Raw genomic sequence first — 16,338 nt, 5'->3', positions numbered from 1 at the left:
CATTTAACACTCAGAAAATGGGTTTAATTAGCTTGTCTGCAAGCAATGAAACAATTAGGATAACCGGTTTCTGAATAATTAGGCTTTTACCAGAAGCCTATAACAGATGTTAAAACGAAAAGTTCTGTCGGCTGGAAATCCAATAGATGATACATTTACCGCCAAAGAAGTGAAATTTGCCGAATTAATTTTGAATTGAACTCACTAATTATATAAATTTGAGAACAGTGAAGTAGTTGGTTCATAGACAGATAGTTCTTTTTTGTTTGATTTTGCTGTCTCAGGAACCAAAACCCTATATAATACGTATATTTTCCTGAAGTAAGATTTCTATCCTATACCTTTATCCGAGATAAAGGTGATTTGATTGCGGAAAATTCTTACTTTAGTAGGTGATTTTAGAATTATAACATTAATTATCAGGGCTTTCGCCGAAAATACTAACCGAACATCAATGGGGCAACTTAGGTGTATATTACTATGCATTACTCTTTTCTTGGGGGTCTCGGTTACTTCTTATGCTCAGAAAGATGGTCCGCCGGCTCCTACCGAAAAACGTCACAAGGGACCACCATGTGATCCCGGTAACGGTAATGGGAACGGGGTGCCTCCTCCTCCCGGACTTTGTTTGCCCATAGACGATTATGTCTATATACTTATGGCGGTTGGATTAATGTACGGTTGCTATAAGTTTCGGGATTTCGGGACTGCTAAGACAGCTCAGTGATCCTTTTTACATACTTTCCTATAACATCGAATTCCAGGTTTACCGTATCTCCAACTTTAAGGTATTTAAAAGTGGTATGTTCGTAGGTATACGGGATAATGGCCACACTAAATTCATTTGTTTTTGAATTTACAACGGTTAGGCTTACCCCGTTAACGGTAATAGATCCTTTTTCAATAGTGATATTTCCAATATTGGGATCATATTCAAAGGTGAATTCCCAACTGCCGTCGACCTCTTTTATGCTTTTACATTTTGCAGTTTGATCTACGTGTCCCTGTACAATATGCCCGTCTAAGCGATCTCCCAGTTTCATGCCTCTTTCAAGGTTAACCGCATTGCCTGTTTTAAGGAGACCAATATTGGTCTTGTCCAGGGTTTCTTTAACTGCTGTAACCATATACTGGCAGTTCGAGGTAGAAACAACGGTAAGGCAAACCCCGTTGTGAGAAACGCTCTGGTCTATTTTTAATTCGGGCGTCATTTCTGCTTCAACTGTAATGTCTAGGTTATTACCAGATTTTTCCAGTTTAACGATCTTTCCTAATTCTTCTACTATTCCTGTGAACATTCCTTTCTATAATAATGGTTACATTTGTGTGTAAAATTAAAATATTATATCGGGAAACTTTATGAAACAAGCCGAAATGATCAAATTGGGAATTAGTATTGGTGATCTTAATGGAATTGGTAGTGAAATTGTACTTAAGACCTTTGATGATTCCAGGATGCTCGATTTTTGTACCCCAATTATCTTTGCGAATATTAAGATTCTCAATTTTTTAAAGAAACAATATAAACTGTCCATTCATTTACATGCGATAGATCAACCTTCTAATGCGGTTGATGGAAAAGTGAACGTGGTGAATGTCTGGAAGGAGAACGTCAATATTAACTTTGGCGAGGAAGATGTAAAGATCGGAGAATATGCTTTTAGATCTTTAGAAGCTGCAACTACGGCATTGAAAAAGGATGAAATTGATGTTCTGGTAACTGCACCTATAAATAAAGCGACCATACAATCTGATAAATTCAATTTCCCTGGCCATACAGATTACCTGGCGAAAGAACTGGGCGGGCAAAGCCTTATGTTCATGATCACAGATAACCTTAAGGTTGGATTATTAACAGACCATGTGGCGTTGAAGGATATCGCTTCGGTAATTACTCCGGAATTGATCGAGAAAAAGATCAGGATAATTCAGGAAACATTGAAAAGTGATTTCAGAGTAAGAAAACCGAAAATCGCCGTTCTAGGTATTAATCCGCATAGTGGGGATAATGGTTTAATTGGTAAGGAAGATGAAGAAGTTCTAAAACCCACTATCAAAAAGTTACGAGATAAAGGAGACCTGGTTTTTGGTCCATATGCGGCAGACAGTTTCTTCGGAACCAAGAACTATAAGAATTTTGACGCCGTAATAGCTTCTTATCATGACCAGGGGCTCGTTCCTTTTAAGACTTTATCCTTTGGTAGAGGTGTAAATTTCACGGCCGGATTAAATAAAGTGAGAACTTCGCCAGATCATGGAACCGCTTTTGAAATCGCGGGTAAGAACGAGGCGAATATAAACTCCTTTAAAGAAGCGGTGTTTAAGGGAATTGAGATCTACAAAGCTAGAGAAGAATATAAGGGTCTCACTGAAAATCAATTGCAAAAACAGGGCAGGAAGATATAAACAGAAATTTGTTTATAAAAAGAGCATAATTAATTAATTTTTATATCTTTGCACCCGCCTTAACGGAAACGTGGGCACTCAAAACTGTGGAGAAATGAGGAATTTAGCAGAGTTTACAATTCCTTTTAAGGGATTAAAGCTTGGAAAGCACCAGTTTGAGTATGAGTTAGATAACAGGTTCTTTGAACATTTTGAGTACGAGGAATTCAATAAATCCGATGTGAAGATCGATTTGTTGTTCGAAAAGAAGAGCACCATGATGGAGCTTACCTTTAGAGCAACTGGAACAGTAAATGTTAATTGCGATCTAACCAACGAGCCTTACGATCAGCCAATAGACAGTGAACTGTTTCTGGTGATCAAGTTTGGAGATGAATTCAATAATGAAGATGAAGATTTGCTTATCCTGCCACATGGTGAGTATGAAGTAAATGTTCAGCAGTACATATATGAGTTGGTCGTACTTTCGGTACCTCAAAAGAGGATTCACCCGGGAGTTGAAGACGGCACATTGAAATCTGAAGTACTTGACAAGCTAGAAGAACTTAGTTTGAAAAATCAGAAAAAGAAAAATGAGGATGATATAGATCCTCGCTGGGACAAATTAAAAAATTTATTAAACGAATAATTAATAGGAAGCCATGGCACATCCAAAGAGAAAAATCTCGAAAACCAGAAGAGATAAAAGAAGAACACATTATAAAGCTTCAGCTCCAAAAGTGGCTGTAGATTCTGTAACAGGTGAAGCACACCTTTATCACAGAGCTCACTGGCACGAGGGTAAACTTTATTACCGTGGTCAGGTATTAATTGATAATACTGAAGAAGTAGAGGCTTAGTCGACACTTAGAGCTTCAAAAAATAACAGGAACTCTCACATAGTGGGAGTTTTTTGTTTTTAGTTGATTAAGTCCTAAAAAGACCTTAATTTGCACGCCGGTTATAATTAATTTTAGTACTTTTCTTTTTATGGAGAGTTCAAAGAGTAGGCCGGTGAAGGGTGAATTAAATCCAAATTTATGAGTAAAATCACGGCAGCGATTACGGCTGTAGGTGCTTACGTGCCTGAGGATGTTTTAACCAACAAGATGTTGGAAGAAATGGTGGATACGAACGATGAATGGATCACCACCAGAACAGGAATTAAAGAAAGACGAATTCTTAAAGATCCTAATAAAGGAACTTCATACTTAGCAATCCAGGCAGCAAAAGAAATTCTTCGAAAAACCAACCTGGATCCCAAAGAAATAGACCTTGTTATAATGGCCACGGCCACTCCAGACCTACCAGTAGCTTCTACCGGGGTGCATGTAGCAACAGAAATTGGTGCTACTAATGCATTTTCCTATGATCTGCAGGCAGCATGTTCCAGTTTTTTATATGGAATGTCTACCGCAGCAGCTTATATTGAAGCTGGAAGATATAAAAAGGTTATTGTGATTGGTGCAGATAAGATGTCATCTATTATAGATTACACAGATCGTACAACCTGTATCATCTTTGGAGATGGTGCTGGTGCGGTTTTGATGGAGCCAAATTCTGAAGGCCTTGGTCTTCAGGACGAGATTTTAAGAAGTGATTCAATAGGACGTGAATCTTTGAAGATCCAGGCTGGAGGATCCCTGATGCCGCCAACGGAAGAAACTGTTGCCAAAAAGCTTCATTTTGTACAGCAGGATGGAAAGACCGTTTTCAAATTTGCGGTTTCTAATATGGCCGGGGTTAGTGAACAGATCATGAAAAGAAATAACCTGACTAACGAAGATGTTGATTGGCTGGTAGCACACCAGGCGAATAAACGAATCATAGATGCTACGGCAAATAGAATGGGACTTAATGATGAAAGTAAGGTCTTAATGAACATTCAGAGATATGGGAATACTACGTCTGCAACTTTACCATTATTGCTGAGCGATTACGAGAAGAAATTTAAAAAAGGAGATAATTTAATATTTGCCTCTTTCGGAGGTGGCTTCACATGGGGAGCTGCTTACCTTAAATGGGCTTATAACTCATAAAAAACCAACACCAAATATTATGGATTTAAAGGAAATTCAGAACCTGATTAAATTTGTAGCCAAGTCTGGCGCAAGCGAGGTAAAACTGGAAACGGGTGATGTAAAGATCACTATTAGAACAGGTTCAGACGAAAAAGAAACTACCATAGTACAGCAGGTACCACAGCATATGCCACAACAGCAAATACCGGCTCAGCAACCGCAGCAGCAACAAGCACCTGCACCACAGGAAAGTGCTGCTCCGCAAAAAGAATCAAAAGATTCTGGCGATGATGAGTCTAAGTATATCACTGTGAAATCTCCAATTATTGGTACTTTCTATAGAAAGCCTTCTCCAGACAAGCCAACTTTTGCTGAGGTTGGAGATACTATTAAAGAAGGAGATGTACTTTGTATCATCGAGGCGATGAAACTTTTCAACGAGATCGAAAGTGAAGTTTCAGGAAAGATCGTAAAAGTATTGGTAGAGGATTCTTCTCCGGTAGAATTCGATCAGCCTTTATTTTTAGTTGATCCGTCATAATTTACTGCCCGTTTTAACAACTGTAAGCCCGTTTATGGGCTTCAGAACTTTAAAAGCAACTAGGTATGTTTAAAAAAATATTGATTGCCAACAGAGGGGAGATCGCATTGCGTGTTATCCGTACCTGTAAAGAAATGGGTATAAAGACGGTTGCGGTATACTCTACAGCAGACGCTGAAAGTCTTCACGTAAGATTTGCTGATGAAGCCGTTTGTATAGGACCTGCGCCGAGTAACCTTTCTTATCTTAAAATATCAAATATCATTGCCGCAGCAGAAATAACCAATGCTGATGCAATACACCCGGGATATGGATTTTTGTCTGAAAATGCCAAATTCTCGAAGATCTGTGAAGAGCACGATATCAAATTTATTGGTGCTTCTCCAGAAATGATCAGTAAAATGGGAGATAAGGCAACTGCCAAGGCTACTATGAGAGCGGCAGGTGTTCCTTGTGTTCCAGGTTCTGAAGGAATAATTAAAGACTATAAAGAATGCCTTAAACTGGCTAAAGATATCGGATTTCCGGTAATGCTTAAAGCTACTGCCGGTGGTGGTGGTAAAGGTATGCGTGCTGTTTGGAAAGAGGAAGATCTTGAACCAGCCTGGGAATCTGCCAGAAAAGAAGCAGATGCCTCTTTTGGTAATGACGGGATGTATATGGAGAAGCTAATTGAAGAGCCTCGCCATATCGAGATCCAGATCGTGGGAGACAGCAGTGGTAAAGCCTGTCACCTTTCAGAGAGAGATTGTTCTGTACAACGTCGTCACCAGAAACTCACCGAGGAAACTCCATCTCCGTTTATGACCGATACGCTTCGTAAGAAAATGGGGGATGCAGCGGTTAAGGCAGCAGAATATATTAAATATGAAGGAGCCGGTACGGTGGAATTCCTTGTGGATAAACATAGGAATTTCTACTTCATGGAAATGAACACGCGTATACAGGTAGAGCATCCAATTACCGAGCAGGTAATAGATTATGACCTTATACGTGAGCAGATCCTTGTAGCGGCAGGAGTGCCAATTTCCGGAAAGAACTATTTTCCGCAATTACACTCTATAGAATGTAGAATTAATGCGGAAGATCCTTATCATAACTTCCGTCCTTCTCCAGGGAAGATCACAAATCTTCACGCACCGGGAGGACATGGTGTACGTATAGATACTCATGTATATAGTGGATATATTATTCCGCCGAACTATGATTCTATGATCGCGAAATTGATCACAACGGCTCAAACCAGGGAAGAAGCCATCAATAAGATGAAGCGTGCCCTTGATGAGTTTGTAATTGAAGGTATCAAGACCACGATCCCATTCCATAGGCAGTTGATGGATCATCCAGATTATGTGGAAGGAAATTACACTACCAAATTCATGGAGGATTTCAAGATGAAACCTAAGGAAGAGGAAGCATAAATTGAAACCCCGGTTTTATCGGGGTTTTTTTATGTCCAATATTTTGTAATTTCAGCGGTAGAAATACTAACCTATGAATTTTTCTTTCTGGGAAACTGATTCCTGGTTCTCCAATATCGATTATTGTATAGTTGGCAGTGGCATCACTGGCCTTAATTGTGCTTTAAAACTCAAAGAAGCCAGCCCCAATTCTAAGGTACTTCTTCTCGAAAAAGGGATGTTGCCAGAAGGCGCCAGCACCAAGAATGCAGGATTTGCCTGTTTTGGCAGTATTTCAGAGATCCTGGAGGACCTTAAGACGCATTCGAGGCAAGAGGTTGTGCAGTTGTGTGAAAATCGTAAAAAAGGGCTGGAATTGCTTCGGAATAATCTGGGTGATGATATTATCGATTATCAGGAAAAAGGAGGATATGAACTCTTTACTGAATCCGATGCGGAGCTTTACCAGGAATGTCTTAATAGAATCCCTGAGATAAACGATCTTTTAAAAGAGGTATTCCAGGGTGATGTATTTGAAATTGCCGAAAATAAATTCGGGTTTAGAAAAATTCAACCAAAGCTGATCTTCAATAGATTTGAGGGGCAGATAGATACAGGGAAAATGATGAGTGCCCTGGTTAAGAAAGCTATTGAGAAAGGTATTCGAATTCTTAATGGCGTTGAGGTAAGATCTTTTAATCAGTCAAAACAGGGAGTAAATATCGATACCTCCAAATTCAGTCTTGAATCTAAAAAACTGATCATCGCCACAAATGGCTTCGCTTCCAGGCTGGGGATTGAAGAAGTAAAACCGGCCCGGGCCCAGGTGCTTATCACAGAACCTATCAAAAATATTCCTTTTAAAGGTACCTTTCATCTGGATAAGGGTTATTATTATTTCCGTAATATTGGGGAAAGAGTTTTGTTTGGTGGCGGAAGAAACCTGGATTTTAAGACCGAAGAAACAGATGTAACCGGATTGACTAACCTGGTCCAGGATAAATTAAAAGAACTACTCCAAACCTGTATCCTGCCAGAAACCGATTTTGAAATTCAGCAATCCTGGAGCGGAATTATGGGAGTAGGAGCACAGAAGAAACCAATTGTAAAAGAACTTTCTAAAAACATTTATTGCGGTGTGCGCCTTGGCGGAATGGGAATTGCCATTGGCAGCCTCGTAGGAAAGGAAATCGCAGAACTAGCCTTAAGATCATGATAAAAAGATTTTTCAAATTTATATTCAAGATCCTATTGGGTCTCTTCCTTTTCAGTATTCTTATCGTGGTAGTCTATAAATTTGTTCCGGTTCCTTTTACCCCTTTAATGGCGATACGGTATTTCGAAAACCCTGAAGAGCCTGTTGAGCACGACTGGGTGCCTATAGATGAAATTTCCAGGCATTTACAACTCGCTGTCATTGCCAGTGAAGACCAGAATTTTGAAAAACATAGCGGTTTCGATTTTGAAGCGATTCAGGAAGCTATGGAGGATAACCGCTCTGGTAGAAAGATTCGTGGAGCATCAACGATTTCGCAACAAACAGCTAAAAATGTGTTTTTGTGGCCTGGGAGGAATTGGTTTAGGAAAGGAATGGAGGCTTATTTTACCTTTCTTATTGAGATGATCTGGAGTAAGGAAAGGATCCTGGAAGTTTACCTTAATAGTATAGAAATGGGTAAAGGCATATATGGAGCACAGGCCGCTTCTCAACACTGGTTCAAAAAAGATGCATCTAAACTTGGGCCATACGAAGCCGCAGCGATTGCAGCCGTTTTACCTAACCCCCGGGAATACCGGGCAAATCCTGCTTCAAATTTCATTCAACGAAGAAAGAACTGGATCGTAAGACAGATGCGGAATTACGGAGAATTCATGCTTGAATAATGGAGGCAGAGACACGCAAAGATCTACTAAAAGCCTGCCGGGATTATCTTCAAACCAGAGTTTCGGTGGTCAAAAAAGCTATGGACGGACTCAAGGAAGACCTGGAGAACGAATCAAAGAGCAGTGCCGGCGATAAATTTGAGACCGGTAGGGAAATGATCAATATTGAATGGAATAAATTAAGTGTTCAGCTAAATGAATATGACCGTCTTGGGAATATCCTGAACAGGATCGAAGATTATAAACCCAACGGGAATGTAGTTCTGGGAAGTATTGTGGTGACCAATGTAGCTAAATACTTTGTTGCAATTCCGGCTGGAGAGATCACGAGCGGAAAGGATAAATTCTATGCTGTAGGTATCAAATCCCCGATCGCCCAGGTATTACTTGGTAAGAAAGCAGGTGAAAAGGCTGTATTCAACGGCCGTGAATTTGAAGTTTTAGAGATCACTTAAGTCGCTCCTCGATAAGTTTTTCAGGAACTTTTAATGATATGGTTTTTCCGGGTTGAATATCATTTTTATGTTCTACTAATACTTCCTCTCCATTCAGTTTTGCATGGATAAGAAAAGTTTCACCCTTGAAATAAGTTTTCTTTACTTCAGCCTTTATTGAGGAACTTTTTACAATGCTAATATCGTGAGGATATAGAACCACTCGTTTCCGGCTGTTTTCATTTTCCTTTAAATTCTTCACCATAATATGATTTACATCTCCAAAAAGTGATGCAACATATTTATTTGGTGGCGATTTATACAATTCCTCAGGAGTACCGTCGGCATAAATATTTCCATTTTTTAATACGAAAGTTCTATCAGCAAAAGAAAGCGCATCAGTACTGTCATGGGTTGCCACTATACAGGTAATGTTCTTTTCTTTCAGGTAAGAAAACAGGCGTCTTCTCAGGTTATTTTTTCTGAAATGATCTATATGGCTGAAAGGTTCATCAAGAAGGATCAATTCAGGTTCCTTAGCCAAGGCGCGGGCTAAAGCGATACGTTGCTGCTGCCCACCACTAAGTAGTTTCGCTTTCTTATCTGCCAGATCTTCCATTTCCACAACCTCCAGTAGCTCTTTGATACGTCTTTTCTTTTTGACGGGATAAAAATTACTAAGATGTTTCCCCACATTTTCAGCAGCCGTTAAAGGCAGCATAAGGTCAAAATCCTGGGCGAGATATTTTATAAATGGTTCTCCGGGCACCAGGTTGAAATTTGGTCCCAGCATTTCTTCTCCGTTCCAGCTTACTTTCCCATCTGTATGTAAAAGGCCGTAAATAAGTTTTAATAGAGTGCTTTTTCCGCAGCCACTTTCTCCGATCACCGAAACATTCTGACCTTTTCCGATCTCAAAACTAATATTTTTAAGAACCGGTTCTTTTTGGTAAGCGAAAGATACATTCTGAAGTTTCAGCATATTGAAGAGTATATAAGGTCGAAGTTAAAATAAAAAAAGCGCGGAACATAATCCGCGCTTTATCAATTTATATGGTCTTTCTCGTTTTATTGTCCAACACCTTTCTCGATGTCTTTCGGAAGATCTTCATAACCCATATTGTATAGGGTAAATCCAAAAATATCTGCATATTCCTCAATGATCTTGCTGGTTGGTTTACCTGCTCCGTGACCCGCTTTGGTCTCGATCCTTATAAGCACGGGCTCCTCACCGGCATGTTTTTCCTGTAACTCGGCAGCAAACTTGAAAGAATGCGCAGGAACCACACGGTCATCATGGTCTCCCGTAGTTACCAAAGTAGCAGGATATTCAACACCTTCCTTTACATTATGGACTGGGGAATACCCGTAAAGGTATTCGAACATTTCCTTGCTGTCTTCAGCTGTACCATAGTCGTAAGCCCAGCCAGCCCCAGCAGTGAAAGTGTGATATCTAAGCATATCCATTACTCCAACCGCAGGCAATGCTACTTGCATAAGGTCTGGACGCTGGGTCATGGTTGCTCCAACCAATAGTCCACCGTTGGAACCTCCTCTTACCGCCAGTTTATCGCTGGAAGTGTAATCGTTGTCTATAAGATATTCTGCTGCAGCTATAAAATCATCAAATACATTTTGCTTTTTTAGCTTGATTCCCGCATCGTGCCATTCTTTACCATATTCTCCACCACCGCGTAGATTAGGTACAGCATAAATACCTCCCTGTTCCAGCCAAACGCTCATCGCCGTGCTGAATCCAGGAGTAAGACTAACATTGAATCCGCCATATCCATAAAGGATCGTTGGATTCTCCCCATTCAATTCCGTTCCCTTTTTATAAGTTATGATCATAGGCACTTTTGTACCGTCCTTGGAATCATAGAAAACCTGTTTGCTTTCGTAATTCTCTGGGTCAAAATCGATATTAGGTTTATTGTATACTTCAGAAGTACCGTTTTCGATATTGTACTTGTAAATAGTACCCGGAGTCACATAATTCGTAAAAGAGTAATAAAGCACTTTTTCGTCTTCTTTGGCTCCAAATCCTCCGGCAGAACCTATACCTGGAAGTTCTACTTCACGAATTAATTTCCCTTCAGAATCATATTGTTTTACTTGTGAAATGGCATCTACCATATATTCCGCGAAGAAATCTCCACCTGCGGTAGAAGGACTTAACACGTTTTCGGTTTCTGGAATAAAATCCTCCCAGTTCTCTGGTGTAGGATTAGAAGCATCCACGCTTACGATCCTTTTATTTGGAGCGTCAAGGTTGGTTACGATAAACAGCTTACTGCCTTCGTTTTTGATCACATAAGAATCGGTTTTTTCATGGTCCAGGATAGTTACCAGTTCAGGATCTTCTATGGTAAGGTCCATTAGGAACAACTTTCCACCAGAAGTTGAATTCCTGGCAGAGATGGTAAGGTAATGATCATCTTCTGTAACTCCACCACCAATATATCTATGTTTTTGGTCTGCGCTGTCACCAAAGATCACTTTATCTTCAGATTGGGCAGTTCCCAGTTTGTGATAATATAATTTGTGCTGATCTGTTTTTGCCGAAAGCTCACTTCCATCTGGTTTGTCATAGCTGGAATAAAAGAAACCATCATTTCCTTTCCAGGACATACCGCTGAATTTTACATCCCTGATGGTATCTCCCAGGATCTTTTTATTTTCAGCATCCATAACGATGATCTTTCTCCAGTCACTTCCGCCTTCAGAAATGGCATAAGCAAGAATTTTTCCATCTTTAGAAAAGCTCATCCCTCCAAGGGAAGTAGTACCGTCTTCACTAAACTTATTAGGGTCAAGGAAAATCTCTGCTTTACCTTCCTCCCCTTTTTTGCGGTACATCACGCTCTGATTCTGTAAACCGTCATTCTTGAAGAAATAAATGTAATCTCCCTCGGTAAAGGGTGCACTTAGTTTTTCATAATCCCAAAGCTTGGTAAGTCTTTCTTTGAGCTGGTCGCGATAAGGGATCTGTTCAAGATAATTGAAGGTAACCTTATTCTGGGCTTTTACCCAGTTTTCGGTCTCTTCGCTGCGATCGTCTTCCAGCCAGCGGTATGGATCCTCAACCTTGGTCCCGAAATAATCGGTCACCGTATCTACTTTTTTAGTTTCGGGGTATTTCAATTCATTTGGATTTTGACTATTTGCGGTGTTAGAATAGGTGATTAAACCCAGAACACAAATAGCGGTAGATATTTTTTTCATATTTTAAATTTGATAGGACATAAATTAAGACAAAAAAAACCTGAAAGTTAAATTCTTTCAGGTCTTTAAATTTATTGAAATATTTGGAATTTCTATACTAGTTTGTTTTCAATGAGATATTCAGCGATCTGAATGGCGTTGGTAGCAGCACCTTTGCGGAGGTTGTCTGCCACGATCCACATATTTAAAGTATTAGGCTGGGAATGATCCCTTCTAATTCTCCCAACAAAAACATCATCTTTACCTTCGGCATAAATCGGCATAGGATAAGTGTTTACTGCGGGGTTGTCCTGCACGGTAATACCAGGAAAATCACTTAAAAGTTTACGAACATCACCTTCTTCAAACTCTTTACTGAATTCGATATTAACAGATTCTGAATGTCCTCCAACTACCGGAATTCTTATCGCGGTAGCGGTGACGTTAACAGAATCGTCTCCAAGGATCTTTTTGGTTTCATTAGTAAGCTTCATTTCCTCTTTTGTATAGCCATTATCCTGAAAAACATCACAATGCGGTAAGGCATTTCTGTGAATAGGGTAAGGGTAAGCCATATCTCCGCTTTCACCAGCATACTCATTTTCCAGTTGTCTTACTGCCTTCACTCCGGTCCCAGTAATGGACTGGTAAGTTGAAACTACCACACGTTTAATATTATATGCATCATGTAGAGGTTTCAGGGCCATTAGCAACTGTATGGTCGAGCAGTTTGGGTTAGCGATGATCTTATCTTCATTTGAAAGCAGGTTTGCGTTGATCTCAGGGATCACCAGTTTATGTTTTGGATTCATTCTCCAGGCTGAAGAGTTATCGATCACAGTAGTGCCAACCTCGGCAAATTTTGGTGCCCAGGCTAAAGAAGTATCTCCTCCGGCTGAAAATAATGCGATCTCGGGTTTCATGGAAACAGCTGTTTCCAAACCAACTACTTCAAATTCCTTATTTCCGAATTTGATCTTTTTTCCTACAGATTTTTCTGAAGCTACAGGAATAAGCTCAGTTAACGGAAAATTTCTTTCTTCAAGGACTTTAAGCATTACGCTTCCTACCATTCCGGTGGCTCCAACAACAGCTATTTTCATAGGATACTGTATTTTATTAAAATTTTGATTGCAAAGGTATTGGTTGGTGAATAACCTAAAATATTTTAAAGCTAAAAAATAATTGCGCTATAAAAATTTAAACAGATTTGTACAATTTGTTAAAAAAAGACCCCGATTCTCATCGGGGTTTAGTGTTCAAAATGAATAGTGTAGCGGTAAGCGTACTTCTTTATGGTGTTTGTTTTCTTAGTTCGTCTCTAATTTCCAGAAGAATTTCCTCCTGAGTAGGCCCTTTTGGTGCCGGAGCCTCTTCTACATTTTCTTTTTTCTTGGTCTTTTCATAAGATCTCAAAACCAAAAATATAAAAAAGCCAATGATAATAAAATAGATAATGGCTTGAATTAGATTACCATATGTGATGACCGCAGCTTCAGCCTCCTTGGCTGCATCAAGACTGGCATATGCTTTCCCGTCCAGGGAGATAAATTTTTGAGTAAAATCTATTCCGCCGGTAAGCACTCCAATAATCGGCATTATAACATCATTAACCACAGAGGTAACGATCTTGTTAAAGGCCGCGCCAATTACAACGGCAGTTGCCAGCATTACAATATCCTTCTGAAAAAGAAAGGTCCTAAAGTCTTTTAAAAAGCCCATGTTAAAGTATTAGTAGTTAGTTGAGCCCTAATTTATATAAAAAAAATTAATGAGGCTTATTCTGGGATGATCTTTTTGGAAACCCTGCGTTGTATTCCGGTGATGAGTTCATAAGAAATAGTGCCTCCGGCTTCAGCAAAAGCAACCGGATGTTGAGGTCCACCAAAAACGATGACTTCATCGCCTTCTTCACAATCGATGCCGGTAACATTGATCATGATAATGTCCATACAGACGTTGCCAACAATTGGAGCATATTTACCATTTATATAAACGCCGGCTTTTTGCTTTCCGTATATGCGGTTAATACCGTCTGCATGCCCTATGGGCAGCGTCGCGATTCTGGTAGGTTTCTCTGCTTTAAAGACCCGGTTGTATCCTACGGTATCACCCTTTCCAATTTCACGGATCTGGGAAATTATGGTTTTTAAAGTTCCAACCGGTTTTAATTCGGGATCTACATTCTTATCATTTCCGTAGCCATAAAGACCAATACCCGTTCTCACCATGCTAAAAGAGGCTTTTGGGTAATTAATGACTCCTGAAGTGTTACAAATATGAAGAATTGGCTCGTAGTCCAGGTTTTCTATTAATTCCCAGGCCATTTTCCTGAAAAGATCTATCTGCCCAATAGTGAAATCTCTTTCCTGCCAGTCTTCGCTTGCGGCAAGATGAGAGAAAACAGAAGCTATTTTTATTGATTTTGTGCCGGTCACCAGGTCAAATACTTTTTTTATTTCAGGCTGGTCGAAGCCTAAACGGTTAAGACCTGTGTTCAGTTTTATATGAACCGGATAGTCCTTAAGATTTAATTTTTCAGCGGTACTGAAAAAGGCTTTCAAAGTTCTTTCGCTGTAAAGATTCGGTTCCAGGCAATGCTCAATGATCTCTTCAAAATGGAGTACCTGTGGATGCAAGACCAGGATAGGTAAGGTTATGCCGTTTTCACGTAGTCTTATTCCTTCTTCTACATAGGCAACAGCGAAATAATCGGTTCCTAATTCCTGAAGTTTTTGAGCGATGGCCACAGAATCGCTTCCGTAGGCATGAGCTTTCACAACCGATAGAAATTTTACATCTTTATCTATTTTAGATCGTAAAAAGCGATAGTTATGAGCCAGGTTCCCAAGATCAATTTCCAGAACGGTTTCTTTGGCTTCAGGCATTTTCTTCTTTTGCTTTAGATTTTAACTCTTCGGGCTCCTTTACATCAAGTTTTTTAACCCTCTCTTTCAGCATGGCTTTATAATAAGCAGCCCTGCTGAGAGGTTCATATTCTTCATTCTCCCCAAGAAATACAAGATCATCATTGATCGCTTTTCTATAACTAAACTGCGCCAGGTTTCCGGTACGGGTACAAACAGCATGTACCTTGGTAACATATTCTGCTGTAGCCATAAGATTAGGCATGGGTCCAAAAGGATTTCCTTTAAAATCCATGTCCAGACCGGCTACTATCACACGCACTCCCTGGTTGGCCAGGTCATTACAAACGGTCACGATCTCATCATCGAAGAACTGGGCTTCATCTATTCCTACCACATCACATCCGTCTGCAAGAATCCTAATATTGGATGCCGAAGGTACCGGCGTAGAACGTATCTCATTCGAGTCATGAGACACCACCATCTCCTCATCATACCTTGTATCGATAGCAGGTTTAAAGATCTCTACGTTCTGTTTTGCAAATTTTGCACGCTTGAGTCTACGGATCAGTTCTTCGGTTTTACCGGAAAACATTGAGCCGCAAATAACTTCAATCCAGCCAAATTGCTCTTCGTGATTTACTGTATTTTCGAGAAACATTTTGTATTTTTCAAATCGAATTGGGGAAATACCTCATTCGCATAAAGGTGGAACAAATTTATTAAAAATACAACCCTGGGACAGGGGTGAATCCTTAAAGTTATGAAATGTATCTGGCATAATTTTTATATTGATATAAATGAATGCGGCTACGTTGAATAACTTATAAACGATCAAAAAAATTTTCAGATGAAAAATAAAATTGAAGCAGACCTGGTTGTTATTGCCGAAAAGATCCTTAAAGAAAAGGGGAAGATGGATGCGGGACAACTTAAGAATATGACGAAAGATCTCTATGAGAAACTAACAATTCTTGCTTTTACCGAAAAACATCTGGCAGAAGAACCTGTAAAGGAAGAAGTAAAGACCAAAAATGAACCTAAACCGGTAAAGCAGAAAAATCTGTACGACGAATTTTATCCTGACGGAACAGAATATAATAAAGATTCAGACGCGATCACCGAGCCAAATACCGAAAAGATCAAGGATATAGTCGCACAAATGCCTCCAGAAACCGAGTCGGTTGATTATATGATGGAGAGTATCAATGCTGCTCCCGAACCACCAAAAAAATCTGAATCTGGAGAACCTAAAAAGGATTTCAGAAACATAGGTGTCGATTATGATAATCTGCCGGATTTTGAGCCAGTAAATCACGTAGAAAAGAATAATAAACCAAGATCTTTAAACGACAGGCTTAAGAAAGGTATCAATATTGGTTTAAATGAGCGCCTGGCTTACATCAAGCATCTTTTTGATGGCAACACCGCCGATTATAACAGGGTGCTTTCGCAGTTAAATACCTTTACCAGTCTTGAAGAGGCCAGGAAATTTATAGAATTAGTTGTAAAACCAGATTATAAACACTGGGAAGGAAAAGAAGAATACGAAGAGCGTTTTATGGCGCATATCGAGAACAAGTTCGGTAACCAGCAGTAAAA

18 protein-coding genes are annotated in these 16,338 nt (G+C 39.7%); 11 read left to right on the top strand and 7 right to left on the bottom strand.

From position 1 onward, the window contains the following. Positions 1 to 454 precede the first annotated feature (454 nt). Entirely contained in the window at positions 455 to 727 is a 273-nt protein-coding gene (locus G3I01_RS04700; RefSeq protein ID WP_219551549.1) for a hypothetical protein, read from the top strand. On the opposite strand, the gene G3I01_RS04695 is transcribed toward G3I01_RS04700, so the two are convergent. Continuing rightward, complete coding sequence (locus tag G3I01_RS04695; RefSeq protein WP_219551547.1) at positions 711 to 1,298, bottom strand: riboflavin synthase; 588 nt, start codon at positions 1,296 to 1,298, stop codon at positions 711 to 713. The genes G3I01_RS04700 and G3I01_RS04695 overlap by 17 nt on opposite strands. A gap of 61 nt (positions 1,299 to 1,359) precedes the next feature. Here G3I01_RS04695 and pdxA point away from each other — a divergent pair, with 61 nt between their 5' ends. From pdxA to G3I01_RS04650, 9 genes are all read left to right on the top strand, one after another. Continuing rightward, entirely contained in the window at positions 1,360 to 2,406 is a 1,047-nt protein-coding gene (gene pdxA / locus G3I01_RS04690) for a 4-hydroxythreonine-4-phosphate dehydrogenase PdxA (RefSeq protein ID WP_219551545.1), read from the top strand. A gap of 94 nt (positions 2,407 to 2,500) precedes the next feature. Next, the gene (locus G3I01_RS04685; RefSeq protein ID WP_219551543.1) at positions 2,501 to 3,034 is read left to right on the top strand and encodes a DUF177 domain-containing protein; all 534 of its coding nucleotides are present in this window, start codon (positions 2,501 to 2,503) and stop codon (positions 3,032 to 3,034) included. Positions 3,035 to 3,047: 13 nt separating this feature from the next. Further along, the gene (gene rpmF, locus G3I01_RS04680) at positions 3,048 to 3,245 is read left to right on the top strand and encodes a 50S ribosomal protein L32 (protein WP_026932948.1); all 198 of its coding nucleotides are present in this window, start codon (positions 3,048 to 3,050) and stop codon (positions 3,243 to 3,245) included. A 180-nt stretch (positions 3,246 to 3,425) separates the two neighbouring features. Then, positions 3,426 to 4,424, top strand: coding sequence for a beta-ketoacyl-ACP synthase III (locus G3I01_RS04675; protein ID WP_219551541.1), 999 nt, complete (start codon positions 3,426 to 3,428; stop codon positions 4,422 to 4,424). 19 nt (positions 4,425 to 4,443) lie between these two features. After that, positions 4,444 to 4,947 (top strand): acetyl-CoA carboxylase biotin carboxyl carrier protein, encoded by a 504-nt coding sequence (gene accB / locus G3I01_RS04670; protein ID WP_219551539.1) that lies wholly within the window; start codon positions 4,444 to 4,446, stop codon positions 4,945 to 4,947. 65 nt (positions 4,948 to 5,012) lie between these two features. After that, positions 5,013 to 6,368: an acetyl-CoA carboxylase biotin carboxylase subunit gene (gene accC, locus G3I01_RS04665; protein WP_219551537.1), complete on the top strand. Its 1,356-nt coding sequence runs from the start codon at positions 5,013 to 5,015 to the stop codon at positions 6,366 to 6,368. Between the two features lie 73 nt (positions 6,369 to 6,441). Next, on the top strand, positions 6,442 to 7,563 hold the full coding sequence (locus G3I01_RS04660; protein ID WP_219551535.1) for an FAD-dependent oxidoreductase: 1,122 nt from the start codon (positions 6,442 to 6,444) through the stop codon (positions 7,561 to 7,563). Then, positions 7,560 to 8,231 carry a monofunctional biosynthetic peptidoglycan transglycosylase gene (mtgA, locus tag G3I01_RS04655; RefSeq protein WP_219551533.1) on the top strand — a complete coding sequence of 224 codons (672 nt, stop codon included), beginning with the start codon at positions 7,560 to 7,562 and terminating at the stop codon, positions 8,229 to 8,231. The genes G3I01_RS04660 and mtgA overlap by 4 nt, the downstream gene beginning before the upstream one ends. Beyond that, on the top strand, positions 8,231 to 8,686 hold the full coding sequence (locus G3I01_RS04650; protein ID WP_219551531.1) for a GreA/GreB family elongation factor: 456 nt from the start codon (positions 8,231 to 8,233) through the stop codon (positions 8,684 to 8,686). Before mtgA ends, G3I01_RS04650 begins: the two co-directional genes overlap by 1 nt. Here the strand turns inward: G3I01_RS04650 and G3I01_RS04645 are convergent. The 6 genes from G3I01_RS04645 to G3I01_RS04620 form a co-directional block, all read right to left on the bottom strand. After that, entirely contained in the window at positions 8,679 to 9,647 is a 969-nt protein-coding gene (locus G3I01_RS04645) for an ABC transporter ATP-binding protein (protein WP_219551529.1), read from the bottom strand. The two genes, G3I01_RS04650 and G3I01_RS04645, sit on opposite strands and share 8 nt — an antisense overlap. Before the next feature lie 86 nt (positions 9,648 to 9,733). Then, entirely contained in the window at positions 9,734 to 11,890 is a 2,157-nt protein-coding gene (locus tag G3I01_RS04640) for a prolyl oligopeptidase family serine peptidase (protein ID WP_219551527.1), read from the bottom strand. A gap of 92 nt (positions 11,891 to 11,982) precedes the next feature. Continuing rightward, positions 11,983 to 12,972: an aspartate-semialdehyde dehydrogenase gene (locus G3I01_RS04635; protein ID WP_219551525.1), complete on the bottom strand. Its 990-nt coding sequence runs from the start codon at positions 12,970 to 12,972 to the stop codon at positions 11,983 to 11,985. A 190-nt stretch (positions 12,973 to 13,162) separates the two neighbouring features. Beyond that, a complete protein-coding gene (gene mscL / locus G3I01_RS04630; RefSeq protein WP_219551523.1) occupies positions 13,163 to 13,591 on the bottom strand; it encodes a large conductance mechanosensitive channel protein MscL in 429 nt (142 codons plus the stop codon). Positions 13,592 to 13,647: 56 nt separating this feature from the next. Then, positions 13,648 to 14,757, bottom strand: a complete 1,110-nt coding sequence (alr, locus tag G3I01_RS04625) for an alanine racemase (protein ID WP_219551521.1) — start codon at positions 14,755 to 14,757, stop codon at positions 13,648 to 13,650. Continuing rightward, entirely contained in the window at positions 14,750 to 15,397 is a 648-nt protein-coding gene (locus tag G3I01_RS04620) for a thymidine kinase (RefSeq protein ID WP_219551519.1), read from the bottom strand. Before G3I01_RS04620 ends, alr begins: the two co-directional genes overlap by 8 nt. 189 nt (positions 15,398 to 15,586) lie before the next feature. Here G3I01_RS04620 and G3I01_RS04615 point away from each other — a divergent pair, with 189 nt between their 5' ends. Continuing rightward, positions 15,587 to 16,336, top strand: a complete 750-nt coding sequence (locus G3I01_RS04615; protein ID WP_219551517.1) for a hypothetical protein — start codon at positions 15,587 to 15,589, stop codon at positions 16,334 to 16,336. Positions 16,337 to 16,338 lie beyond the last annotated feature (2 nt).

The organism is Gramella sp. MT6, assembly GCF_019357415.1.
GTDB lineage: Bacteria > Bacteroidota > Bacteroidia > Flavobacteriales > Flavobacteriaceae > Christiangramia.
This window is presented reverse-complemented; position numbering and strand designations above follow the sequence as displayed.

What these genes read in the sequence shown, in the direction of transcription:
- G3I01_RS04700 (WP_219551549.1), top strand. Translation starts at nt 455, where the DNA reads ATGGGGCAACTTAGGTGTATATTACTATGCATTACTCTTTTCTTGGGG.
- G3I01_RS04695 (WP_219551547.1), bottom strand. Translation starts at nt 1,298, where the DNA reads ATGTTCACAGGAATAGTAGAAGAATTAGGAAAGATCGTTAAACTGGAA.
- pdxA (WP_219551545.1), top strand. Translation starts at nt 1,360, where the DNA reads ATGAAACAAGCCGAAATGATCAAATTGGGAATTAGTATTGGTGATCTT.
- G3I01_RS04685 (WP_219551543.1), top strand. Translation starts at nt 2,501, where the DNA reads ATGAGGAATTTAGCAGAGTTTACAATTCCTTTTAAGGGATTAAAGCTT.
- rpmF (WP_026932948.1), top strand. Translation starts at nt 3,048, where the DNA reads ATGGCACATCCAAAGAGAAAAATCTCGAAAACCAGAAGAGATAAAAGA.
- G3I01_RS04675 (WP_219551541.1), top strand. Translation starts at nt 3,426, where the DNA reads ATGAGTAAAATCACGGCAGCGATTACGGCTGTAGGTGCTTACGTGCCT.
- accB (WP_219551539.1), top strand. Translation starts at nt 4,444, where the DNA reads ATGGATTTAAAGGAAATTCAGAACCTGATTAAATTTGTAGCCAAGTCT.
- accC (WP_219551537.1), top strand. Translation starts at nt 5,013, where the DNA reads ATGTTTAAAAAAATATTGATTGCCAACAGAGGGGAGATCGCATTGCGT.
- G3I01_RS04660 (WP_219551535.1), top strand. Translation starts at nt 6,442, where the DNA reads ATGAATTTTTCTTTCTGGGAAACTGATTCCTGGTTCTCCAATATCGAT.
- mtgA (WP_219551533.1), top strand. Translation starts at nt 7,560, where the DNA reads ATGATAAAAAGATTTTTCAAATTTATATTCAAGATCCTATTGGGTCTC.
- G3I01_RS04650 (WP_219551531.1), top strand. Translation starts at nt 8,231, where the DNA reads ATGGAGGCAGAGACACGCAAAGATCTACTAAAAGCCTGCCGGGATTAT.
- G3I01_RS04645 (WP_219551529.1), bottom strand. Translation starts at nt 9,647, where the DNA reads ATGCTGAAACTTCAGAATGTATCTTTCGCTTACCAAAAAGAACCGGTT.
- G3I01_RS04640 (WP_219551527.1), bottom strand. Translation starts at nt 11,890, where the DNA reads ATGAAAAAAATATCTACCGCTATTTGTGTTCTGGGTTTAATCACCTAT.
- G3I01_RS04635 (WP_219551525.1), bottom strand. Translation starts at nt 12,972, where the DNA reads ATGAAAATAGCTGTTGTTGGAGCCACCGGAATGGTAGGAAGCGTAATG.
- mscL (WP_219551523.1), bottom strand. Translation starts at nt 13,591, where the DNA reads ATGGGCTTTTTAAAAGACTTTAGGACCTTTCTTTTTCAGAAGGATATT.
- alr (WP_219551521.1), bottom strand. Translation starts at nt 14,757, where the DNA reads ATGCCTGAAGCCAAAGAAACCGTTCTGGAAATTGATCTTGGGAACCTG.
- G3I01_RS04620 (WP_219551519.1), bottom strand. Translation starts at nt 15,397, where the DNA reads ATGTTTCTCGAAAATACAGTAAATCACGAAGAGCAATTTGGCTGGATT.
- G3I01_RS04615 (WP_219551517.1), top strand. Translation starts at nt 15,587, where the DNA reads ATGAAAAATAAAATTGAAGCAGACCTGGTTGTTATTGCCGAAAAGATC.